Origin of the sequence: Achromobacter sp. LC458, assembly GCF_001005835.2 — a bacterium.
GTDB classification, from domain to species: Bacteria; Pseudomonadota; Gammaproteobacteria; order Burkholderiales; family Burkholderiaceae_B; genus Achromobacter; species Achromobacter spanius_B.
In genome coordinates this window covers 112,084-133,581 of record NZ_LBHW02000005.1, presented here as the reverse complement: position 1 = coordinate 133,581, position 21,498 = coordinate 112,084, and the positions used below count along the sequence as shown (strand labels likewise).

Annotated in this window: 20 protein-coding genes; 3 read left to right on the top strand and 17 right to left on the bottom strand. The window is 65.1% G+C overall.

The features are described from left to right. Position 1 precedes the first annotated feature (1 nt). Positions 2-2,914 (bottom strand): heavy metal translocating P-type ATPase, encoded by a 2,913-nt coding sequence (locus YH64_RS06310; protein WP_185975338.1) that lies wholly within the window; start codon positions 2,912-2,914, stop codon positions 2-4. 91 nt (positions 2,915-3,005) lie between these two features. Between YH64_RS06310 and cadR the strand changes: the two genes are divergently transcribed. After that, positions 3,006-3,404, top strand: coding sequence for a Cd(II)/Pb(II)-responsive transcriptional regulator (cadR, locus tag YH64_RS06305; protein WP_003098965.1), 399 nt, complete (start codon positions 3,006-3,008; stop codon positions 3,402-3,404). A 67-nt stretch (positions 3,405-3,471) separates the two neighbouring features. Here cadR and YH64_RS30465 read toward each other — a convergent pair whose 3' ends face one another. Together YH64_RS30465 and YH64_RS30460 are read right to left on the bottom strand one after the other, a co-directional pair. Continuing rightward, positions 3,472-3,834 carry a DUF3703 domain-containing protein gene (locus YH64_RS30465; RefSeq protein ID WP_196588568.1) on the bottom strand — a complete coding sequence of 121 codons (363 nt, stop codon included), beginning with the start codon at positions 3,832-3,834 and terminating at the stop codon, positions 3,472-3,474. Between the two features lie 24 nt (positions 3,835-3,858). Then, positions 3,859-4,062, bottom strand: coding sequence for a hypothetical protein (locus tag YH64_RS30460; protein WP_023657334.1), 204 nt, complete (start codon positions 4,060-4,062; stop codon positions 3,859-3,861). A 417-nt stretch (positions 4,063-4,479) separates the two neighbouring features. On the opposite strand from YH64_RS30460, the gene YH64_RS06290 reads away from it, so the two are divergent. Continuing rightward, complete coding sequence (locus YH64_RS06290; protein WP_003098972.1) at positions 4,480-5,115, top strand: cation transporter; 636 nt, start codon at positions 4,480-4,482, stop codon at positions 5,113-5,115. Between the two features lie 723 nt (positions 5,116-5,838). Here the strand turns inward: YH64_RS06290 and YH64_RS06285 are convergent. The 11 genes from YH64_RS06285 to YH64_RS06235 all read right to left on the bottom strand — a co-directional run bounded on the left by YH64_RS06285 (position 5,839) and on the right by YH64_RS06235 (position 16,139). After that, the gene (locus tag YH64_RS06285; RefSeq protein ID WP_046803444.1) at positions 5,839-7,860 is read right to left on the bottom strand and encodes a DNA topoisomerase III; all 2,022 of its coding nucleotides are present in this window, start codon (positions 7,858-7,860) and stop codon (positions 5,839-5,841) included. Between the two features lie 282 nt (positions 7,861-8,142). Beyond that, the gene (locus YH64_RS06280) at positions 8,143-8,583 is read right to left on the bottom strand and encodes a single-stranded DNA-binding protein (protein ID WP_046803445.1); all 441 of its coding nucleotides are present in this window, start codon (positions 8,581-8,583) and stop codon (positions 8,143-8,145) included. A 73-nt stretch (positions 8,584-8,656) separates the two neighbouring features. Continuing rightward, positions 8,657-9,184 carry a DUF3158 family protein gene (locus YH64_RS06275; protein WP_046803446.1) on the bottom strand — a complete coding sequence of 176 codons (528 nt, stop codon included), beginning with the start codon at positions 9,182-9,184 and terminating at the stop codon, positions 8,657-8,659. Beyond that, positions 9,181-9,972 carry a PFL_4669 family integrating conjugative element protein gene (locus YH64_RS06270; protein ID WP_046803447.1) on the bottom strand — a complete coding sequence of 264 codons (792 nt, stop codon included), beginning with the start codon at positions 9,970-9,972 and terminating at the stop codon, positions 9,181-9,183. The genes YH64_RS06275 and YH64_RS06270 overlap by 4 nt, the downstream gene beginning before the upstream one ends. A 429-nt stretch (positions 9,973-10,401) precedes the next feature. Continuing rightward, on the bottom strand, positions 10,402-11,640 hold the full coding sequence (locus YH64_RS06265; protein WP_003116837.1) for an STY4528 family pathogenicity island replication protein: 1,239 nt from the start codon (positions 11,638-11,640) through the stop codon (positions 10,402-10,404). 3 nt (positions 11,641-11,643) lie between these two features. Further along, positions 11,644-12,204, bottom strand: a complete 561-nt coding sequence (locus tag YH64_RS06260) for a DUF2857 domain-containing protein (RefSeq protein ID WP_003090097.1) — start codon at positions 12,202-12,204, stop codon at positions 11,644-11,646. 14 nt (positions 12,205-12,218) lie between these two features. After that, complete coding sequence (locus YH64_RS06255) at positions 12,219-13,898, bottom strand: ParB family protein (RefSeq protein ID WP_042178612.1); 1,680 nt, start codon at positions 13,896-13,898, stop codon at positions 12,219-12,221. Further along, complete coding sequence (locus YH64_RS06250; protein WP_003050422.1) at positions 13,891-14,160, bottom strand: hypothetical protein; 270 nt, start codon at positions 14,158-14,160, stop codon at positions 13,891-13,893. The genes YH64_RS06255 and YH64_RS06250 overlap by 8 nt, the downstream gene beginning before the upstream one ends. Then, complete coding sequence (locus YH64_RS06245) at positions 14,144-15,019, bottom strand: ParA family protein (RefSeq protein WP_003090095.1); 876 nt, start codon at positions 15,017-15,019, stop codon at positions 14,144-14,146. The genes YH64_RS06250 and YH64_RS06245 overlap by 17 nt, the downstream gene beginning before the upstream one ends. Before the next feature lie 42 nt (positions 15,020-15,061). After that, positions 15,062-15,274: an AlpA family transcriptional regulator gene (locus tag YH64_RS06240; protein ID WP_003090093.1), complete on the bottom strand. Its 213-nt coding sequence runs from the start codon at positions 15,272-15,274 to the stop codon at positions 15,062-15,064. Positions 15,275-15,392: 118 nt separating this feature from the next. Beyond that, on the bottom strand, positions 15,393-16,139 hold the full coding sequence (locus YH64_RS06235; RefSeq protein WP_003120040.1) for a hypothetical protein: 747 nt from the start codon (positions 16,137-16,139) through the stop codon (positions 15,393-15,395). A gap of 451 nt (positions 16,140-16,590) precedes the next feature. On the opposite strand from YH64_RS06235, the gene YH64_RS06230 reads away from it, so the two are divergent. Then, entirely contained in the window at positions 16,591-17,091 is a 501-nt protein-coding gene (locus YH64_RS06230; RefSeq protein WP_003098996.1) for a DUF305 domain-containing protein, read from the top strand. A 501-nt stretch (positions 17,092-17,592) separates the two neighbouring features. On the opposite strand, the gene YH64_RS06225 is transcribed toward YH64_RS06230, so the two are convergent. From YH64_RS06225 to YH64_RS06215, 3 genes are read right to left on the bottom strand one after another with little or no spacing between them, the layout of a single operon-like run. Next, positions 17,593-18,210, bottom strand: a complete 618-nt coding sequence (locus YH64_RS06225) for a sarcosine oxidase subunit gamma (protein ID WP_046803448.1) — start codon at positions 18,208-18,210, stop codon at positions 17,593-17,595. Then, positions 18,200-21,211 (bottom strand): sarcosine oxidase subunit alpha family protein, encoded by a 3,012-nt coding sequence (locus tag YH64_RS06220; RefSeq protein ID WP_046803449.1) that lies wholly within the window; start codon positions 21,209-21,211, stop codon positions 18,200-18,202. The genes YH64_RS06225 and YH64_RS06220 overlap by 11 nt, the downstream gene beginning before the upstream one ends. Beyond that, positions 21,208-21,486: a sarcosine oxidase subunit delta gene (locus tag YH64_RS06215; RefSeq protein ID WP_046803450.1), complete on the bottom strand. Its 279-nt coding sequence runs from the start codon at positions 21,484-21,486 to the stop codon at positions 21,208-21,210. The genes YH64_RS06220 and YH64_RS06215 overlap by 4 nt, the downstream gene beginning before the upstream one ends. Between the last annotated feature and the right edge of the window lie 12 nt (positions 21,487-21,498).

Sequence of the window (21,498 nt, the reverse complement as noted above, 5' to 3'; positions counted from 1 at the left end):
TTCATGCCGCCTTGAACTTCAGGAGGCGCAGCCCATTGACGACAACCAAAAGACTTGCCCCCATGTCAGCGAACACAGCCATCCACATGGTGGCATGCCCTGTGAACGTCAACGCAAGGAACACCGCCTTGATGCCAAGGGCCAGAACGATGTTCTGCGTGAGGATCGCCGCAGTGCTACGCGACAGCCGGATGAAGGCGGGGATCTTGCGCAGGTCGTCGTCCATCAGGGCGACGTCGGCTGTTTCGATCGCGGTGTCGGTGCCGGCCGCGCCCATGGCGAAGCCGATGTCGGCACGGGCGAGCGCGGGCGAATCGTTGATGCCGTCGCCCACCATGCCCACCTGGCCCTCGCCGCCGACCAGGCTTTCGATGGTCTTGAGCTTGTCTTCGGGCAGTTGGTCACCACGGGCTTCAGAGATTCCGACCTGGGCAGCGATGGCCGCGGCCGTGTGCTGGTTGTCCCCCGTCAGCATCAGCGTGCGCACACCCAGCGCCTGCAGGTCGGCCACCGCCTCACGGCTGGTTTCCTTCACGGTGTCGGCCACTGCAAAAATGCCGAGCACGGTCGCATCGTCCATCAGCAGGATCGCTGTCTTGCCTTGGCGCTCCAGGGTCTCCAGCCGAGCCTGGAGCGTCGCTTCGCTCAGGCCCAGCTCCTGGGCGAGCCTGTGGTTGCCCATGTGCAACATGCGCCCGGCGACGCGGCCGCGCACGCCGCGGCCAGGCAGCGCCGCGAAGTCGTCGACCTCGTGCAGCGCGATGCCGTCACGGTTCGCCTTGCGGGCGATGGCCTGAGACACAGGATGGTCCGAGCGTGCCGCGAGGCTTGCGGCCCAGGCGGCAACTTCCTGCGCCTCGCCGATCAGCGGCACGAAGTCGGTCTGCTCGGGCTTGCCATGTGTGAGTGTGCCGGTCTTGTCCAGGGCCAACGCCTTGAGCTTGCGCCCGCCCTCCAGGTAGACGCCACCCTTGATCAGGATGCCGCGTCGGGCGGCAGCGGCCAAGCCGCTGACGATGGTGACCGGCGTGGAGATGACCAGAGCGCAGGGGCAGGCGATCACCAGCAGTACCAGGGCCTTGTAGACCCAGTCAAACCATGCGCCGCCGAAGGCGAGCGGCGGCACGACGGCAACCAGCACGGACACCGCGAACACCGCCGGCGTGTAGACGCGGGCGAACTGGTCGACGAAGCGCTGCGTGGGCGCACGGCTGCCCTGCGCGGACTCCACGGCATGGATGATGCGCGCGAGCGTCGAGTCGCTGGCGCCTGCGGTCACCTTGTATTCGAAAGAGCCGGTCTCATTGATGGTTCCGGCGAAGACCTGGTCACCTTCGGCCTTCTCGACGGGCAGGCTCTCGCCGGTGATGGGCGCCTGGTTGATGGCCGATCGACCCGAGGTGGTCAGGCCGTCCAGTGCGATGCGCTCGCCAGGACGCACGCGGACCACCGCGCCCTTTGCGACCTCCTTGGCCGGCAGCTCTGTCCATGAGCCATCGGCCTGCCGCACGGTCGCGGTCTCGGGCGCCAAGTCCATCAGCCCCCGAATGGCGTTGCGGGCGCGGTCCAGCGACTTCGCCTCGATCACTTCCGCCAACGCGAACAGGAACATGACCATGGCGGCCTCCGGCCAGTGGCCGATCGCCATGCCGCCGGTGACCGCGATGGCCATCAGGGCGTTCATGTTCAGGTTGAGGTTCTTCAGCGCGATCCAGCCCTTCTTGTAGGTGCTGAGGCCGCCGGTGAAGATCGAAACCAGTGCCAGCACGATCACGGCCCAATGATTGCCGTCGTTGACCCAGTACACGCCTTCGGCGGCCACCGCCGCAACGCCCGAAACCGCCATCGGCCACCAATTGGTCTTGTGCGCGGCCACCGGGGCATCGCGCGGCTCATCAGTCCTCTGGACCTCGGCTTCCATGCCCAGCGATTCGATGGCTTCGACTGCCGGCTTGATCGCGTCGGGTGTGTGCCGAACCGTGAGCGTGCGCTGCATCAGGTTGAAATCCATTCCCTGCACGCCCGGCATGCCTTGCAGCTTGCCGCGGATCAGACTTTCCTCGGTCGGACAGTCCATCTTCGCGATGCGAAGTACCGTGGTGGCTGTCTGCATGTCCTGCCGCGCAGCCTGCATTCCAATGGAAGCAAGCGCCTTCTCGATCGGCGCTGAGGTCGCCAGCGTGTGCTGGACTCCCAGCACACGCTGCATCAGATTGAAGTCGAGCGCGGTCACACCCGGCAGCTTGCCCAGCCGGTCGCGGATCAGCGCTTCTTCCGTCGGGCAATCCATGTTCTCGATCCGGTACGTCACCCGCTCGCCGATCGGCGGCGCGGAAACGGCAGCGGTTGGTTGCTGCTGCAGGGCCGAGGATGGGATCACAGCCGCGGCTTCGATCGGCCCCGTGTGGCCGAAGGTCTGCTCCTTGGCGCGCATGCCGATCGAGGCCAGGACCTGCTCCATCTGCGCGCGTGCCTGAGCGAGGTGTTTCACCGACAGGGTGCGCTCAGCGAGGTCGAAGTCGAGGTCCTGAATTCCCTCGACTGCCCCGAGGTGCGAGCGGATGAGTTTCTCCTCGCTCGGGCAGTCCATGTTCTCGATGCGGTAGGTGGTCGACACGGCGGCGTCTCGGACAGCCTGAGCCTTCATGCCCACCGAATTCAGCGCTTGCTCCAAGGCATCGGCCGAGACTTCGCGGTGCGAAATGGTCAACAAACGCTGCGGAAGATCGAACAGGAGCCGCTCGACACCGGGCATGCCCTCCAGCGTTCGCCGCACCAGTGCTTCCTCATTGCGGCAATCCATGTTGCTCACGTGGAAAACGGTGGTTTCAGTGCTGGCCTGCTCACTGGCGCACGCCGTCTGTTGGCCATTGCCGCCGGAGCAGGCGCATGGGCTGGAAGGTTCTTTGTTCATAGATCGCTCTTCATTGACAAGGTTTTCCCCGGATGCCATCATTAGAAAACCTCTAGTAGATATAGAGTCAAGTTTTTTATAGGAAGCAACCATGATGCGGATCGGTGAACTGGGCAAGAAGGCAGATTGCTTGGTGCAGACCGTGCGCTTTTACGAGTCAGAAGGCTTGCTGCCCGAGCCTGCACGTAGCGAGGGCAACTTCAGGCTCTATGACGAAGTCCATTTGCAGCGCTTGCTGTTCATCCGCCGCTGCCGGGCGAAGGACATGACGCTGGATGAGATCCGTCAACTGCTGAACTTACGGGATCGGCCAGAGTTGGGCTGCGGCGAGGTGAACGCGCTGGTCGACGCTCATATCGCGCAAGTGCGGACCAAGATGAAGGAATTGCGCGCCTTGGAGCGCGAGTTAATGGATCTGCGACGCTCCTGCGATAGCGCCCGAACCTCGCGCGAGTGCGGCATTCTCAACAGCTTGGCCGAGCCCGCCTGAAGCTCGAGCGTGTCATCGGTGCTGGAAGTGATCGGGTCCAGTTCTGAGAGCCACGTGCCGCGCTCCATCATGCGAAAGCGCGCGGTTCTGACGTTTTGAGACGGCGTGCGACCGAGGGCGTGGCCCACAGGAGCCAGCGCGAGCCGGACGACCTGCGCGCCGCAATCTCCGCCACCTTACGGGTTCTCCAGGCCAGACCGAGCATCGCGGCGTGGCTGCGCAGGTGCAGGTGCAGGCCAAGGTAGCAGTGCGCCACGACGCGGCCCGACTCATGGGCACGCCACGCAACTCGCGATCGCTTCGCAAGAAGCCGCAAGGCCCGACTCGCGCAAGAATGCGACGTGGGCAAGATCGTATAGCCAGCAGCGCAAGCGTTTGCCGCTGCTGGCCGGCTCCGGAAGGGATAGACAAGCTGCGGGCCGTAGTCCATTGGAAAGTCCATCTTTCTTGAGTGTCACTCTTTGGCGCCCAGCGTGTGCTTTTGCGACCGGAAAGCGCTGAACAAGTGGCCCCCGGGCATCCAGAAATCGCCGTAGTTGACTTGGGCGTCTTCGTGCTCACGCTTGTGATGCCAGCGATGGGCTTCAGCCACCCCGATCAACAATCCCAACGGCCCGACCCGGTATCCCAGATTGGAGTGCTGGAAGGCCAGATGCACGACCAAGAAGCCGAGCCATGCGCCGACGGCCAACCACAGCTTGGAACGCCGCTACTGGCTCAACGGGGAGTGGAAAGGCCGCCCGCCCTCTAGCAAGGCGGCACAAGCGAGCGCGACGATCACTGTGAGTAGCTCCGTCGGAAAAGACGGCCGGCCGGTCGCGAGCTCGCCGAAGAGCACAACCGCAGTGGCGCCACGGATCAGTGGATAGCAGCCATACCGGATGACAGTCGCAATGAAGGGGGCGCATTGGTGCTCATCTGTTCTGTCCTAAAGCTCTGACTGGATTGGAAAACCTTCTAGCTACGGTAGAGTCAAGGGCGTCCGGGAAGACCCTGTGGCAAGTTCGTTGCATCTGCGCCTTGACTCTCCAGCCGCTACAGGCTTCAGCATCCATCGATTTGGAAGGAACAATGCATGGCTGAAAACCACAGAAATCACGAAAACGACGAGTTGGGCCGCCTAGATGCGAGCGATGCGAAGGACCGAAAGATTCTTCTGACTGTGTTGCTGATCAACCTGACGCAGTCCGCCGCCGGCATTGCCCTTGGCATCTGGGCTGGCTCTACGGCGCTGATGGGCGCCGGGTTGGACAACCTCGCCGATGCGTCGGTCTATGCGGTTAGCCTGTATGCCGTCGGTCGTGCGGCAACGGTCAAGGTGGGCGCGGCCCGCTTGTCGGGTTTCTTGCTAATCGGCCTGGCCGCGCTGCTGCTGTTGGAAGTCCTACGCCGCTTCGCTGGAGGGGAAGAGCCTGTCGGCCCAGCCATGATGGCCATGGCCGCGCTGAACGCGGCTTTGAACCTAGTGTGCCTCAGACTACTGCGCCGCCATCGCGGGGAAGATGTGAACTTCAAGGCGTCAGCGATCTTTACCAGCAACGACTCCATCGTCAATGGTGCGATTGTGCTGTCCGGGGTGCTGGTGATGGGGTTCGGGTCGAACATCCCGGATCTGGTGCTGGGCGTCATCGTGGCCGCAATCGCAGCGAATGGGGGGCGGGAAATCCTGCGCGAAGCATCGGAAACAGCTCGCCGTAAGGCGGGCACATAAGGCATGTTTTCGCCCAGTTCATCCCGAGGTTTACCTCTGCAAAAGAGGTAGTCCAGCCTTTGGGCTACGGCCTCGGCTGCAGCCGAGCGTACCATTGGCGATGGCCGCGCGATAGGCGGGCATGCCGTTCTCGACCTCCGTCTGCCGTACAGCAGCGGTGCGCAAGGTTGAGGGTGCATGTCGTCTCTCCTGTTCGTGTGGCCCAGGCCAATGGCCGGGCCGGGACGTTGATGGGCAGGAGAATGGCGCCGAAGGCCCAACGGCCTTCGGCTCGGGAGAAAAGAGGAACCACCCGTGGGCTGATTGGCAGGCCCGGTCGTCGCTAGAACCGTCTGCTCATCAAGCAATCACACCCGGCCCATGTCGTGGCTGGGGCCGGCATCGTCTGGCGCACATCCGCGCACAAAGGGAGCCCGTTTTTGCACCGGCGGGCACCGGCACCGATTACCGCTGACCACGAAGGGTCTCCCGGTGGCTCGTGCAGCCTGGCAAGCCACCGGGAGACCCTTCGCAGAGGGCGGAAGAAACGCAGATCAACAGAACGCGCGTGGTGCGGCTCGCAGAGAAGCTACCTTCAGGTCCCGCGGCCGGGGACGGCTGGGCGGGACGCGCACACGGATCAAGAAGGCGTTGCGCGCTGGGCGTCCCGCAGGGCATGCGGCGGAGTGCGGGACAGGGGCCACGCCGCCGAAGGCGGGCACGGCTCACGGGGAACGGGGGCGGTCAGGAGCCTTTGCGGCCGCTACGGCGCGGGCGCGAGGCGCCGCGCTTGGAGCTGCCGGATTCGACTGGCAGCGTGCCTTTGCAGTCCGGGTAGCGGCTGCACGACCAGAACGGGCCGCTCTTGCCGCTGCGCTGGCGCGTGGGTGCGCCGCACTGCGGGCATGCCGGCCCTTGGGGAACCTTGATGGACAGGGAGGCGCTGCCGTACTGCGCAATCAACTGCGAAATCCACGCGGCCTGCTTGCCGATGAACACGTCCAGCGTGAGCTGACCGGCTTCGATCATGTCGAGTGCTTGTTCCCAGACGGCAGTGGTGCCGGCGTCGGCAATCGCCGTAGGCACGGCATCGATCAAAGTGAAAGCCGCATCCGAGGCGCGGATGGCACGCCCCTTCTTGACGAGGTAGCCGCGGGCGATCAGGCCGCCGATGATGTTGGCCCGCGTCGCTTCGGTGCCGATGCCGACCGTATCCTTGAGCTTCTGCTTCAGGCGGGGATCGGACACCAGCTTGGCGACGCCTTTCATGGACTTGACCAACTCGCCTTGCGTGTACGGTTTGGGCGGCAGCGTCTTGAGCGCTTTCAGATCGACGTCGGCCACCTGACATGCCAGGCCACCGCGCAGCGCAGGTAGCACCTGGGCGCGGGCCGCAGTATCGCCATCGCCATCGCCGTCTTCGGACTGCGGCTCGGCCAGCACCTGGCGCCAGCCCGGGGTGACAACCTGCTTGCCCGTGGCCGCCAGGTTCTGTCCCCCGCACGAGAGCTTGGCCACGGTGCGGTCGAACTCGTGGTGCAGGAGGAACTGCGCCAGATAATGCGCCCGGATGAGCCTGTACACGGCCAGTTCCTTCTCGCTCATGGCGGAGAGGTTCACCGGTTCGAGTGTCGGGATGATGCCGTGGTGGGCCGTGACCTTGCCATCGTTCCAGGCGCGCGAGCGCTGCGAACGGTCGAGCTGGCCCATGATTGAGCGCAGCGAGGGATCGGTCTTGAGCAGGCTGTCGAGAACGGTGGGCACTTCGGCAAACATGCTCTCGGGCAGGTAGCCAGAATCGGAGCGGGGGTATGTCGTGGCCTTGTGCGTCTCGTACAGGGCTTGGGCGATCTCCAAGGTTTCCTGCACGTCCAGCCCAAGCTGCTTGGAACACACTTCCTGCAAGGTGCCCAGGTCGAACGGCAGCGGCGGGCCTTCGCGGACACGCTCAGTCTCCACCGACACTACGTGGGCACTTCCCGCAGCGCGGATCTGCTGCATGGCCTGCTGTGCGACCGGCTGCTGCAGGCAGCGGCCGGCGTCGTCGGTGCAGGCATCGGGTGGAACCCATTGCGCGGCGAAAGTCGAACCGCCTGCGAACAGGGACACGGCGATTGCCCAGTACGGTACGGACACGAAGCGCGCGATCTCGCGGTCGCGGTCTACAACGAGCTTGAGCGTCGGGGTCTGTACGCGGCCGACCGACAGCACGCCGTCGTAACCCGCCTGTCGCCCTAGCACCGTGAACAGCCGACTCAGGTTCATGCCCACGAGCCAATCCGCACGGGAGCGCGCCAGCGCCGAGTGGTACATCGGAAGCGTCTCGGCCGATGACCGCAGCTTGCCGAGGGCGGCGCGGATCGACGCATCGTTAAGCGCTGACAACCACAGCCGCTCGATAGGCCCGCGATAGCCGCACAGGTCGATGATTTCGCGAGCGATCAACTCGCCCTCGCGGTCGGCATCGGTGGCGATGACAAGCTGGGTCGCCTTCGCCAGGAGCGCTTTGACGACCTTGAATTGCGTGGCGGTCTTCGGTTTGATCTCGACCCGCCAATGCTGGGGAATGATGGGCAACTGCTCGATGGACCAGCGCTTGAGCTGCTCGTCGTAGGCTTCCGGTGCTGCCGCCTCTACGAGATGGCCGATGCACCAGGTGACCGTGACGCCGGAACCGTTGAGGCAGCCATCACCGCGTAGCGTGGCGCCGAGAATCCGGCCGATGTCTTTGCCCTGGGAGGGCTTCTCGCAAAGAAACAGCCGCATGTCCGTCCATCCCGATTCCTGTTGTTCATGGAGTTGCTGGGATCGAGGATGCCGAGCACCACTGAGGGCAGCAGCAAACAAGCCGCATGCGGTGGCGACCGCTTTTACGCCGATGAAATGGCGGGCGCGGAGGAAGGCGCGTGGCCGGAAGTGTGCGGGCCGAGAGGCGCGATTTCCGGGAGCGCGTGGAACTCGGTGGACGTTGGTGGAGCTATCCCCTGGGGATAGCTCGCAGCGCATGGAGGGCGGCGAAGCACTGCGGCAGCCGCCCTCCATGTCGGGTCACTTCCGGCGCTTCGTCTCTTTCGGCGCGGTCGATTCCTGGTTGGCCTGCGGCTTCGGTTCTGCCTCCTGTGGCTTCGGGCTGAGGACTACAGACTCGATGCGGTACGGCAGGATGCCGACACTGCGCGCGTTGACCTGCCAGGTCTCGCGGGGCTGATCTTCGTTGTCCGTCCAGGGGTCGCGCTCCATGCGGCCGACGACCAGCACGCGCATGCCCTTCTGGTAGAGCTGCTGCCAGCGGTCGGCGTCGTGGTGCCAGAGTTCCACCGGCGCCCAGAAGCCGCCGCGGTCCTCGAACTCGCCGCCTTTGGTGGGGACGGGGTTGTCAAAGTACACGTTCAGCCGGAGCAACCGGCGAGGATCGTCGTTGCCGTTGGGGAATTCGCGGTACTCGGGAGGCGAGCCGATGTTGCCCTCGCCGATGAATTGTGTGCTCATGGTGCAATCTCCGTGGTGGTTGAAATACCCGTGCCTCGTTGGGCACGGGTGCGTGCTCGGATGCCTGATGCAATCACCGATCGCGCACTGCGGCAGGAACGGACGCGAGCCGACGCAGGTAGGCGTCGTCCGCCTTGGCGGCCTTGCTGGCGCATTCCTGCGCCTGCCTGCCCAGGGTGTGCAGCAGGCTGATCTGCATGTTCAGCGTGATGCGCTGCAGTTCGATCGCGTGCAGGTCCTGCAGCAGGTTGACCGGCGTGCTGGTCGTGGCGATTAGCTCCTGCCACAGGGCCACGCCCATGGCCGATCGGTCGTGCTTGCGCCAGCGTAGAAAGGTCGTGCCTGCGCCAGTGGTCTGCTGGGCCAGCTCGACGGGAAGCAGGTGGAAGGGATGCCCGCACGCCTGTGGCAGCACCTGTCGCTGCGCCAGAGCAATCAACTCGTCGCGCATGGCGAAGCACTGGCTGGCCCAGGCCTCGAAGTCCCCTTTACCTTTAAAAGGCTTTAAAAGGCCTTTTAGAGAGGCCGCGTGTTCCAGCCTCATGAAGGCTGGCTGTTCCAGACGACGGAAATAGCGCGGTTCGCGGTTCGGGTCGCTCATGCCGGTTCGTCCTCGCCGGCGGCTGTGGACTTGGCCTCGGCCGGATCGGCGGCAGTGCCTTCGTCGCTGGGAGGGGCGGCTGCGGCAGAACTCTCACCGCGCTGTTGCAGACCACGGCGCACGACGGGCGGCGCAAACTTCGAGCGGCGCGTGCCTTCGAGCACCTCCTGCGGCAGTTCACCGAACTTCTCCAGCGCCGCCCGCGCTGCGGCGTTCTTCGCCGCGAAGTCGTCGCGGGTGCAGCCCGAGTAGCGGTATTGCTGGGCCAGGCTGAACAGGCTGCGCAGCGCGTGGGCACCTTCGTTGAGCCAGCGCTCCAACGTCGAGCGATCGATCAGCGCGGTGTGATGGGCGAGGATGAGCTTGCGGGCGATGTCGTCGTAATCGGCCAGGAGATAGACGGCGGCAAAGCCCAACTGCGCATTGACGAACAGCGGAAGCTTGACGGGCTGCACGTTGAGGTTCTCGCCCAGGGTCAACGCGGCGGGCACGCCGGCCAGGGCCTGGTCCACCTGGTCGCGCAGCGTCTGCAGCGTGGTCCTGGTCTGGTCGAGCTTGTCTTCGATGCGAAGCATCCACCAGTCGCTGTATGGGTCGTCCTGCTCCGAGCCGCGCTTCATCTTGTTCATGACGGCGATGTAGCCGTTCAGGCCGACGATGCCCGGTCGCCCCTCGGCGGCGGCGCGGCCATGCCAGATGCGCGAGGCGTGGTGGGTGTGCAGCGTCAGCGACATCGCGCTGCGCAGGGAGCCGAGGTTGAGTTGCAATGGTTCGTTGCTGGTTGCCATGGTGATCGCTCGCTGGTGGACAGGGAGCCGCCAGCATCCGCATGCAGCGGAAGGCAGTCAGTCAACAAACCGAAATGAGCCGACCCCCGGTTCTGTGCGCGCTGGCGGCGCAGCGCGCAACGGTCCCCTGGGGACCGCTCCGCAGATGGGCACTCACATCGGCGTTCCCGTCCTCGGTTGTTGACGGTATGCGTGCTGCACCGCACGTCGCGCTGCCGTTCGACACGATCCTTCGCCGCGCAGCCGTCCCCAGGGGACCGTTCCGTTGAGCGCCATGGAGGTCTGCTTCATGGTCTTGCATGCGCTCTACTCAGGTTTTGCGCAGCATGTCGCGCCGTCGCCCGGCGCTTCACCGCACAGCCGTCCCCAGGGGACCGTTTCTGCCGACCGCCATGGAGATCTACTTCACGGCTTTGACAAGCCCTGTGCTCAGGATTTGCGCAGCAGATCGCGCAGGCGCTCGATGTGCTGCCGGGCCACCTCGGGCGGCACGACGTTGCGCGGCGGCTCGGTTGGTGGCGCTCGCGCCGCCGATGGTGTTGGCGGTGCCGGGCCGGTCTGCTTGGCCCAGGCATTGAACTCGCCGCGCATGGCGCGCTGGATGATGCCGAACAGATAACCGGCGGGGTTGCGGATGCCATGCTTGCCGCACCGTGCGGCCCATTCGTCCAGCACGGCCTGCCGCAGGGCAGCGTCCACCTGCTGCAACGCCATCTTGGCTCCGGCCTGCTGTTCCGCCTTCAGTTCCGCGAAGCGCTTGGGCCATTGCAGGTCGCCCAGCGCACGCGCCTGCGCGGTAGTACGTACTTCATCAATACGACTACTACGTACTGTACGGTCCTGCTTCGAATTCCGAAGAGCGCCGTCTGGCGCGGGTTTCGGCCCTGCTTCGGATTCCGAAGATGGGCGATCGCCATTCCGAAGAAGGCTCGCGGGCCCTTCTTCGGAATCGTGGACCGCATCCTCCTGTGGATAACTTTCGGAGGCGGTGATGCCCTGGTCGGCCAGGCGCTCGGCGAGCACTTGCAGCCGCGACGGCAAGGTGCGTCCGGACAGCATCGGGTCGTCCGCGATCTCCTGGAGGGTGTTGAGTCCCACCACCTGGACGGCCTTGGCCGAATGCCCCAGCGACTGGCTGACCAGGGCCAGGTAGTCGGCGTCGAGTTGCATCGCCTCGAACGGCGTCAGCGGTTCGTCGTGCAGGACGTAGAGGTTGCCGAGGATGCGACCGGTCTTGGGGTCGCGCCGTCGTCGCACGAGGCTCAGCCAGCGCGTCAGGCGCAGCAGCGTCAGCGCCCGCGCCACGGTCTCATGGGAGGCCTGGCCTGCGCAGGGCATCGACGCCAGCCAGGGGCGCAACTGCTCATAGGTGGGAAATGCCGTGACGCCATCGTCGTTGAGCATCAATCGGAACACCTGCCAGGCGTTGCGCTCCAGCGGTGTCAGGCGGCGGTCGAGGAACAGCCGCCGCGGCACGCTCTCGTGCCGATTGCCACTGAACAGGAAGGCGTCGCCGGACGTAGGAGGCGTGGGCGTTGGAGCAGGCAGGGACGCGGGAGCGCCAGAGCTGGACTTGGGCGCGAGGTCCTTCAGCGCAGCGTCGAACAGGTCGGCGAGTGCGATGGGGCCAGGGCGCTGGGCTCGTGGGGCGGTGTCGTCCACGGCCATGGCCTAGCCCAATCCCTGATCGACCCAGTTCCTGATCGCGGCCCAGACCACCGAGAGCGGCAGCGACATGCCCTCGGCCAGGTCCATGGCCGCATCGAGAATCGAGGTCTCGTCCTCCAGATCGACGTTCCTGCTGCTGGTCACGGCTTTCCATTGCCGCCACAGTTCGGTGTCCTGGGTCTCGTCCAGGACGGGGTGGCGCCCCTTGCGCTTGGGCAGGCCGAGGATCTCCCGCCGCAGGGCGACTTCCTGATGGGTCAGGCCATAGAAGCGGCTGACCATCTCCGTGCTGGCCCCCAGCCGCAGCATGCGATCGACCGTGGCGATTTCCTTCTCCACGTCCTGTGCCTGGTTGAGCAGGCGCTGCAGCACTTCGCGGTTGACCGTGACCGAGCACCACGAGACGCTGGCGTTGGCCAGCACGCTGATCAGCGCGGGGTGCTTGAGCGCATCCAGCTCGGCCTCGCCGAAGCCCATGGCCTTGCAGCGGCGCAGTTGGCCGTTGCGAAGGTCATACAGCGCCTGGGCAATCACGGCCTGGTTGAGCGGATGCGATGTGGACATGCGGCCTCCCTCGCTCACGTCCCGGGCGCCGTGGTGCCGGCTTCCAGGTCCAGCAGACGCCGGGCGAGGCGCAGCAGCCGAAAGAGCTTGACCAACGCCGTGTCGCTCAAGCGCCTTGCGCCGCTGCCATGGCCTTGGCTCTGGCCGTGCAACAGGGTCGGCAGGTCGGCGGCGAGCTGCGCGCCGTCCAGGCCCGCTTCGGCGACGGGCTGACCCGTCAGGGAAGCGAGCAGCGTCAGCACCGCGCGGCCGAGCGGCGACGGGGCTTGGCCGCGGGCGCGGCACGCAAACCCGATGCCATCGGCGCGATCCTCGATGCACTCGTCCAGGCCTGCCTCCCCGGCGATCTCGCGCGCGAACTGCGCGATGTGGATGCGCAGCCGATCGGGCGTGTCCAGGCCGGCGTCGATGTACCAGACGTCGGAGATCGGATAGAGTCCGCCGGCTTGCACCGGGATGGACTGCAGCACGCTCGCCGAGAAGTCGGGCGGCAGCGCATCGCCCAACTGGTCGGCGACCATGCGCTGGATCGACTGCAGCCGTTCGGTCGTCGGTGCCGGCGAGACGATGTGCTCGCGAAGCAGATCGCTCGGTGCAGCCGCCGGGCTTCCCGTGGCCGCTTCGCCAGCCGCCGTGTCGTCGTGGCGCAAGGTGGGCTCGGACACCGCTGGGCTGGCGGGTGGAGGACCGGCCGCCGCTGCAGGCGTGGCGATGGACGATGCTGCGCCCGGGGGAGTCGGCGTGCTGGCGGTGGGCGAAGGCAACGCCGGCGGCGCCGCAGGTGGCGTCGGGTCGCTGACCAGCGCCCGGTGGCGGCTTTCCGATTCGGTCAGGTCCAGCGCCAACACGTCGTAGCCGACGCCCAGCAGCTCGGACATCTGGCCGATCAGCTCGTCCTGCACGCGCTGCGGCGCGAACTCGTCGCCCTGCGTGTCGAACTGCGCCAGCACCTCCTGAAAGAAGCTGTCAAATTCCAGCGGCAGCGTGCGGTCCTTGGCATAGTGCTCCCAGGTGCGTTTGCAGGCCGTGCGCATGACCGACAGCCGCTCGACCTGGTGGCGCCCCAGGCCGCCATAGAGCACAGTGGGAATGGCGGGCAGCAGGTAGCGCACCGCGTCGGCCATGCGGGTGATGTGTGACCGCTGGACGGGGAAGCCATCGGCCGCCAGGCGACGGGCCAGTTCCGACTGGCTCAGGGCGGCGCTGCTCTCCTGCTCGTAGAACTCTCGTGCCTTCTCGACGCCGAGCGCGCGCTCGATGAATGTGAGGCCGCCGCGCAGTTCGTTCTCCGCAAGATGCCCGGTTAGCGCGACGATTTCACCGCGCTGGGGCCATGGCCGGAACAGGCACGATATGCGGAAGAAGCGTTCTTCCTTGGTCTCCGACCAGAGTTCGCGCAGGATCGCCAGTCGCGTGTTGCCGCCGTTGCGGATGATGTAGTGGTCCTCGCCGGGCCGGCGCGTGATGGCCGGCGCCGCGTCCAGGCCGCGCTCGCGGATGGACGCCTTGATTTCCTCGTAAGCCGGGTTGCGCTTCATGCGCGGGTCATGGTCGTAGGGCCGCAACTGGTCCAGCGTCACGACCATGGGCGTGTCCGCGATCGGGTCGCTCAAGGCCGTAGCCGCTGGGCCGCTGCGCTCGAAGCCGGCCGCGAGCAGCTTGCCGGCCATGTCCTGCGAGGTCATGTCAGCCATGGCCGCACCCCTCGCAGTCCCCACGACCGCCGGCCGGCGCCATGCGGGCCTCTCGCTCGGCGCGGCGGATCTGCGCACGGGCGTTCAATTCGGCCCGGTGGTCACTCGCTGTCGAACTCGTGTAGATCGCCGCGCAGCCGGCCTTGGTGAACTTGAGGTGCCCGCCCGGCGTGCGCTTGACGTGCCAACCCTCACCGACCGCGAACTCGATCAGGGCGCGCAGCCGCTTGTGGCCGCGGGCCAGCTCATGTGCGTTCGCCATGGGGCCTCCCAGGATCAAGAGGTCGCTGCGGGCGGCCGGATACTTGAGCCAGTCGGTCCTGCCATTGCGGGAACAACTCGCTGGCGAGCGCGCGCATCGTGTCGAGCGCGGCAGGGGCGACTCTGCCGGGCGGCTGGCGGTGCTCGACCCGATGCACTGGCAGGCCGCGCGTTGCGGCGCGTGGATACGCTTCTATGGCCGGCACGTCGGTGGCGAGCACGCGGATGCCGGCGCTGTCCTGGAACAGGTCGCGCAGGGCCTGCTGGATCAGCCGTGCGTTGGCGGACACCGGGTGGACGCGGTTGATGAGCAAGTGCAGCGGCGGCGGTTCGATACCCAGGTGCCGGTACGGCGCAATGTCTTCGAGCAACTGCATGGTGCCGCGCCGCAGCTCGCGTGCCGCGAGGATTTCCGGCGTGACGGGCGACAGCGCGAGATCGGAGGCGAGCACCGCCATCTCCAGCAGCACGGAACGCGCGCCCTGGGTGTCGATCAGCACCAGGTCGTAGAGGGGAGCAAGTGCTGGCAGCAGATGCCGCAACCGCAGGCGGCCATCCGGCGCATGCAGCAACAACGTGTTCAGCTCGCCCCGGTGGTCGTTGGACAGCACCAGGTCCAGGCCCGCGATGATCGTGCGGGACACGAGCTGGCCAAGGTCGCGCTCGTTGAAGGCCAACAGCTCATAGATGCCGCCCGGCGCGCGCTGGGTCAGTTCGTAGTAGGAGGACAAGGTGGGCTGCACGTCGAGATCGAGCAGCAGCACGCGCAGGCCCGCGTCCGCGGCGAGCCCGCCCAGGTTGGCGGCCGTCGTGGTCTTGCCGACGCCGCCCTTCGTTGAAATGATGGACACGACCTGCATGGCGCTCTCCGGCTGGGAATGGGAAGTCCGCGGGAGGGCGGGTCAGGTCCGGTGGTTGAGGCGCTCGGCGATCCACTGGTCGATTTCGATCGAATCCCAGCCGACAGCGCGCACGCCCAGGCGCAGCGCCTGAGGGAACTGGCGCTTCTTCATCAGGTTGTAGATGTGGGCGCGTTTGAAGCCGGACTTCGCTTCGACTTCATCGAGCCGCAGGATGCGGCGCTCGTTCGGCGGGAGTACAGGGGTCTGCGACATGGCGGTCACTCCTGAACGCTCGGTGGCGTTTGTTGGCGTGACCTCTATTCAATAGACCTGGCTGCGGAAAGACATTGCAAATGCAATCTCCGCGATTGCACATACAAGCTGGATAACCTCATGCGCTTGCGCTACGGACGTACCTCTTAGCGTTGGCGAACTTTCCGTTTAAGGTGCGCTCAGTGATGCCCATGGTGCCGCCGTAGTGGGCGACCAATGCAGAGACAAGGGCCTCCTGCGTTTTGAAGCTGGAATAGGGCACGCCTGAAGGCGACTGGCTCAGCATCAGCGTCAACATCCCTCCAATGATGTTGAGATAGGTCGTTTCCGCCCGTTCGCTGATCTCGCATTGCTTGGATGCCAACAGCACCGAGGATTGCTTGAGTAGCGTGTCGTGCTGCTCCTGCAGTTCTCGCATCTCACGTCGGGCTTGTTCAAGCGCGGCCTGAAGGGCCAGCCGCTCCACGAGGATCGCCTGTCCTGTTTCCATGGTGATGAAAGGATGCGCCATGCGTTCGCCACGGCTGAACAGAAATCCTGGCCTGTGCTCGGGATAGTGGGTGCGCATCCAGCGTTTTAGATCGACATGGCGAACAGTCAGATCCAGAGAATTGAGCAGCTTCGGATCATTGAGCGTGATCCCGTTCTTGCCGTAGGGCAGCTCTCCGTTGAGGATGCCGTCATAGATACGTTCCGAGTGCAGCCGGCACTCATTCCATCGAGGGCAGTTTAGCGACCGAGGCAGGACACGCGGTGACGCGATCGTGGCCAGGATCATCGGGAGATACCGCAGCAACCCAGCCCATCGGATGGCCGCCTCGATGGGACGATAGAACACCTTTGATGTTGAAATGTCCTTGTGCATGTCTTCGTCTCCTTTCGGGTGCGCTACATCACCGGCTCCTTTCTTGCCCAAGGGCTGTTGTGTCGTTATGGCCTGCGACGGACGCTTGAGGCGATGCCATAAGCGAAGGCTGAGGAGGCCATTGGCGTCCGCCGCAGGTGGCCTTGTCTTGCTTGATATGCAAGAATCGATCAGTTGCCGGCCCATCGAGCGATGAGGACGCAAGCTCGATATTGGCGCTCACGGTACCAGCGTCATAGGTGGCGCAAAGCCCATCAAGACCGATTTGGTATAGTCTGATATCCAGACGGTTCAAGACCCGCGAGTTGAAGCGTTCGACGCCCCCAACGTCCAGTTGGGGACTGGAAATCAGCGGTTAGTGATGCATCGCTCCACATGCTGATATATCGACAAAGTATCTGCCGCAGTACCAGTGACCCTGCCAAGTTGCCCCAGCACATAGGAGACGGAGATGGCTGAACATTCCCATGAACATCAACATCACACATCCGGTCAGATGGGTAAGCACGGCCGACCATACGCCAAGTTCTGGGTGAACATGGTGTTGGGCCTCGTCGTCATGTACTTCGTAATGTTCAGCATGATCGACGGCGCCAGGGACTTCAGAAACAATCTCAACATGCTCTACATGGCGGTCACTATGTGGGCGCCAATGGGTATCTTCATGCTAGCGACAATGCCCGGCATGTTTCCAAACCGGCGGCTCAATCTCGTGCTGTACGGCTTGTTTGCCGTTCTCACACTCGGTTCTTTTGCCGCTACCCGTGCTCAAACCGGAATCGGCGATCGACAGTTCATCGCGTCTATGGTCCCGCACCATTCGGGAGCGATCCTCATGTGCCGCGAGGCGCAGCTCTCAGATCCGGAACTCGTCAACCTATGCCAAGCGATTTCCGATGGCCAGCGCGCGGAGATCGAGCAGATGAACCGGATTGCTGCACGCCTTCGTTGAGGCTGGCTGCCACTACACTGGCGCCGCGTTGCGCTCCGGCGAAGTTAGCCGCAGCGATGTAAAGATGAGTACTTGCGGTGTTCCGATGCCGGCGGTCGTGTCCTACAGCCGTCCAGGTGCCAGGCAGTCCACGCGACACCACCCCGCGCTGCCTGCGGAGCGAGCGCAAGTCATGATCGTCGCAAGTTGGAGTTCGATAGCGAACCCGCTCAGCAGCTGGACGCATCAGGCGTAACGACGGGTGGATGGATCATCCTTGGACGCTGGTGGAAGTGGTTGGATGAACTTTGTTGCCGAGGGCGAAAAACAAGGCTATAATTGAGTTCTTCACTGATCACCACAGTGAAGAAAGTGATTGGGAAACAGAGACTTAGCGCTCTAGTGCATGACTCGTTTCCCGCTCCACATTCAGATTGGCAGCATTGGGTTTTTGCCTGCTGCAAATCAAAAAAGGGCCTTCGGGCCCTGGTAGTTGAAAAAAAGGGCCCCTGGGCCCTTTTTTCATGCGCGCTCGATACGCTGGTTGGGCGACATGAATTCGCGCGCCGCGTCCAGCAGCATGCGGCCGGCATAGTCCGCGAAGCTGCGGCGCACTACCACTTCCACGCCGCGCGCCTCCAGCGCGCGCACCATCACACCCGCCTTGAAATAGTGGCTTTGCGCGCATTGCCCCGGGCCGAAGACGCGCGGATGCAAATCCAGGGGGCAACCTTTTTCCAGCACGTCGCGCGCGGAGTCGCCCAGCAATTGCAGCACCGTATAGCCGCTGCTGACATCCACCACCGTTGCCGATAGCCCGGCCAATGCCGGACGCAGCGCGCCTTCAAGCGCTGGCCGCGCCGGCGCCAGCGACTGCACCCACCATTCATCCGGCCCCATCCAGGCCACCAGATGCAGACGACCTTGGACGACCGTGTTGGGCGCCAGCGGCGGCGCGGCTCCCAGGGCACGTTCAAGCGCGTCGGTAAAGCCGGGCGACCGTGCATTGCCGCGCAGCACGGCCAGATCCAGAAATGGCCTTTCGACGATGCGCAAGCGCTTGGTGTCGCTCGTTTGCGCGGGTGCCTGCACGGGTTTGAGGCCCTTCAAGGGCGACTCCTGATAGGTTTCAGTCCACATGCTGGCGCCCTCCTTCGGGATCGTAGAAAACCGTGCTGTGTATGGTGGCCGGCATGAAGCCGCCCGTGGGCAGCGCCACTTCCACCAGCTGCCCCATTCGTTCTTGCCCGTCCTGCACCCACCCCAGCGCAATCGACCGGTTCAACGTGGGGCTCATGTAGCTGGACGTGACGTGGCCGATCATGGGCACGATGGGCGCACGGCTTGCACGGTGCATGATCTGGCTGCCCTCGGGCAGCACAACCGCCGGATCGCTCGCCAGCAAGCCGACGAATTGCTTGCGCTGCGCGCTTGCCGTGTGGGCGCGTGAAAGCGAACGCTTGCCCAGGCAGTCCTTAGACTTGGCAACCATGCCGCCCATGCCCAGGTCCTGCGGCGTCATGGAGCCGTCCGTGTCCTGGCCCACGATGATGTAGCCCTTTTCGGCGCGCAACACGTGCATGGTTTCGGTGCCGTAGGGCGTGATGCCGTGCTCGTGGCCGGCCTCCATCAACGCATTCCAGACGCGCTGCCCCAGGTTTGCCGGCACGTTGACTTCGTACGACAGTTCGCCCGAAAAGCTGATGCGCATGATGCGCGCGGGGCTGGACCAACCGGCGCCCGCAACCGAGCCGTCACGAAAACTCATGAACGGGAATGCCGCGTTTGAAAAGTCGATGTCGGGGCAGACGCTCTGCAAGACCCTGCGCGCCAGCGGCCCCGCCACGGCGAAGGTGGCGAAATGGTCCGTGACGGTGGTCAGGTGCACATCCAGATGCGGCCATTCGGTTTGCAGCCACCGTTCCATCCATGCCAGCACGCGGGCGGCGCCGCCGGTGGTGGTGCTCATCAGATAGTGTTGCTCGCCCAGGCGCATCGTGACACCGTCGTCGAACACCATGCCGTTCTCGTCCAGCATCAGGCCATAACGGCCCTTGCCCACTTCAAGCTTGCTCCACAGGTTGGTGTAGACCCAGTTCAGCAACGTTGCCGCATCCGGACCCTGGATGTCGATCTTGCCCAGCGTGGACGCATCCAGCATGCCAACGCCGTTGCGCACGGCCAGGCATTCGCGCGCCACCGCGGCCTGCATGCTCTCGCCGGGCAACGGAAAGTACCAGGGGCGCTTCCAGTTGCCGACGTCTTCAAAAACCGCTCCCCGCGACACGTGCCATTCGTGCACGCTGGTCTTGCGGATGGGGTCGAAGAAATCGCCCAGCTCGCGCCCGGCCAGCGCGCCGAACGCCACGGGCGTGTAGTTTGGCCGATAGGTGGTGGTGCCGGTTTGCGCAATGGTCTTGCCCAGCGCGTCGGCCAGGACGGCCGCGCCGTTGATGTTGCCCAGCTTGCCCTGGTCGGTGCCAAAGCCCATGGCGGTATAGCGCTTCACGTGCTCGACCGAGTGATAGCCTTCGCGCACGGCCAGGTGGATGTCGGCCACCGTGACATCATTCTGGTAGTCCACGAATTGCTTGGCGCCCCGGCTGGGACGCACACGACCGGCCACCTGCCACAGCGGCATCAACGGATCTTGCGCGATGTCGGCGGTGCGCCAGGCCAGCGCGCCCGCCGGGTTCAGGCCCGCCAGCATCGCTGCCCGGCTGCCCGCCTTCGCCCCGCCTTCCAGCGCCAGTGCCAGCGAGAACTCTCCGTTGGCCGCGCCGGCGCTGGCCTGCGCCTGTTGCGAACCCATCGGCACAAAGCAGGCATGGGCATCGTCCCAGCGCGTCTGCCCGCCCGACTGTGCATGCAGGTGCAACGCCGGGTTCCAGCCGCCGGACACGGCGACCAGATCGCAAGCCAGCCGGGCAGTGGCCGGCCCGGCTTGCCCGCCCACGTAAGAGGCCAGGACCACGCCCTTCACGTGCCGCCCGCCGCGCGCCTGCAACACCACTGATTCATTGCGCACCTCGATGCCGGCGCTGCGCACGGCGTCGGGCAAGGCCCCTCGCCCCGGCGGCCGGGGGTCCACCACGGTCACGTTGGCGCCCTGCTCGCGCAAGTCCAGCGCCGTACGATACGCGCCGTCGTTGTTGGTGTAGAGCACCACGCGCCGCCCGGGCAGCACGGCGTAGCGCCGCACATAGGTCGACACCGCCGATGCCAGCATGATGCCGGGCAAGTCGTTATTGCCGAACAGCAACGGCCGTTCGTGCGCGCCGGTAGCCAGCACGACTTGCTTGGCGCGAACCTTCCATAGCCGTTGACGCACCCCGCGACGCCCCGTGACGGGGAGATGGTCGGTAAGCTGCTCGCACACCGTCACCAGGTTCTGGTCGTGATAGCCGAACGCCGTGCTGCGCGACAAGATGCGCACATCGCTCATGCCTTGCAGCGCGGCATGCGTCTGACGGATCCAGTCGTTGTTGGCCGCGCCATTGATCAGCGCGGGACTGGACAGCAGGCCGCCGCCCAGTTCGGACTGGTTGTCGACGAGGATCACGCGCGCGCCCGCCATGCCCGCCGCCATCGCCGCGGCCAGGCCGGCAGGCCCGCCTCCCACCACCAGGACATCGCAATGGGCGTAGCGCTTGTCGTAGTGGTCCGGGTCGGGCTGCGCCGGTGCACGCCCCAGCCCGCCCGCCTGGCGGATAAGGCGTTCGTAGCGAGGCCACCAGCGCCTGGGCCACATGAACGTCTTGTAGTAGAAGCCCGCAGGAATAAAGCGCCCCACCCGTTGCAGGATGGCCATGCGGTCGCGCTCAAGGTCGGGCGCGGCGTTGACGCTGGTGGCGCGCAGGCCTTCATACAGTTCAATTGTCGTGGCGGCCGGGTTGGGCACGGTATGCCCGCCGTCTTCCAGCTGCACCAGGGCATTGGGCTCTTCGACGCCCGCCGTCATGACGCCGCGCGGGCGGTGGTACTTGAAGCTGCGCCCCACGAAATGCTCGCCGTTGGCCAGCAGCGCGGACGCCAGCGTGTCGCCCTGGCAGCCGTAAAGGGTGCGGCCATTGAAGGTGAATTCGATGGACGTCGCCGTGTCGAGGCGTCCGCCGTGCGCGAGCCGATGGGGTTGCCTCATTTGCGTTCTCCGGCCGCGTGCTCGAAAGTGTGGAAGCCATGAAATTCATGGCTGACCGTATCGCGTTCCGCCAGGAACCAGCGGCGGCAACCGTGGGCGTGCTGCCATTGCTCGCGCGCACGGCCGCGTTCGTTGCGCCGCATGAATGCGTAGTCGGCCCATTGCGCGTCGGTCAGGGCATCGCAATCCAGCGGCCGAACGATGTCGGCCTCGCCGCCGCAGGTGAATTCCGTTTCGGCACGCGGGCCGCAGTAGGGACAAGTCAGCATCAGCATGGGTAAGCTCCG

Coding starts and splice junctions, on each gene's coding strand:
- YH64_RS06310 (WP_185975338.1), bottom strand. CDS start 2,914: ATGAACAAAGAACCTTCCAGCCCATGCGCCTGCTCCGGCGGCAATGGC.
- cadR (WP_003098965.1), top strand. CDS start 3,006: ATGATGCGGATCGGTGAACTGGGCAAGAAGGCAGATTGCTTGGTGCAG.
- YH64_RS30465 (WP_196588568.1), bottom strand. CDS start 3,834: ATGGACTACGGCCCGCAGCTTGTCTATCCCTTCCGGAGCCGGCCAGCA.
- YH64_RS06290 (WP_003098972.1), top strand. CDS start 4,480: ATGGCTGAAAACCACAGAAATCACGAAAACGACGAGTTGGGCCGCCTA.
- YH64_RS06285 (WP_046803444.1), bottom strand. CDS start 7,860: ATGCGGCTGTTTCTTTGCGAGAAGCCCTCCCAGGGCAAAGACATCGGC.
- YH64_RS06280 (WP_046803445.1), bottom strand. CDS start 8,583: ATGAGCACACAATTCATCGGCGAGGGCAACATCGGCTCGCCTCCCGAG.
- YH64_RS06275 (WP_046803446.1), bottom strand. CDS start 9,184: ATGAGCGACCCGAACCGCGAACCGCGCTATTTCCGTCGTCTGGAACAG.
- YH64_RS06270 (WP_046803447.1), bottom strand. CDS start 9,972: ATGGCAACCAGCAACGAACCATTGCAACTCAACCTCGGCTCCCTGCGC.
- YH64_RS06265 (WP_003116837.1), bottom strand. CDS start 11,640: ATGGCCGTGGACGACACCGCCCCACGAGCCCAGCGCCCTGGCCCCATC.
- YH64_RS06260 (WP_003090097.1), bottom strand. CDS start 12,204: ATGTCCACATCGCATCCGCTCAACCAGGCCGTGATTGCCCAGGCGCTG.
- YH64_RS06255 (WP_042178612.1), bottom strand. CDS start 13,898: ATGGCTGACATGACCTCGCAGGACATGGCCGGCAAGCTGCTCGCGGCC.
- YH64_RS06250 (WP_003050422.1), bottom strand. CDS start 14,160: ATGGCGAACGCACATGAGCTGGCCCGCGGCCACAAGCGGCTGCGCGCC.
- YH64_RS06245 (WP_003090095.1), bottom strand. CDS start 15,019: ATGCAGGTCGTGTCCATCATTTCAACGAAGGGCGGCGTCGGCAAGACC.
- YH64_RS06240 (WP_003090093.1), bottom strand. CDS start 15,274: ATGTCGCAGACCCCTGTACTCCCGCCGAACGAGCGCCGCATCCTGCGG.
- YH64_RS06235 (WP_003120040.1), bottom strand. CDS start 16,139: ATGCACAAGGACATTTCAACATCAAAGGTGTTCTATCGTCCCATCGAG.
- YH64_RS06230 (WP_003098996.1), top strand. CDS start 16,591: ATGGCTGAACATTCCCATGAACATCAACATCACACATCCGGTCAGATG.
- YH64_RS06225 (WP_046803448.1), bottom strand. CDS start 18,210: ATGTGGACTGAAACCTATCAGGAGTCGCCCTTGAAGGGCCTCAAACCC.
- YH64_RS06220 (WP_046803449.1), bottom strand. CDS start 21,211: ATGAGGCAACCCCATCGGCTCGCGCACGGCGGACGCCTCGACACGGCG.
- YH64_RS06215 (WP_046803450.1), bottom strand. CDS start 21,486: ATGCTGATGCTGACTTGTCCCTACTGCGGCCCGCGTGCCGAAACGGAA.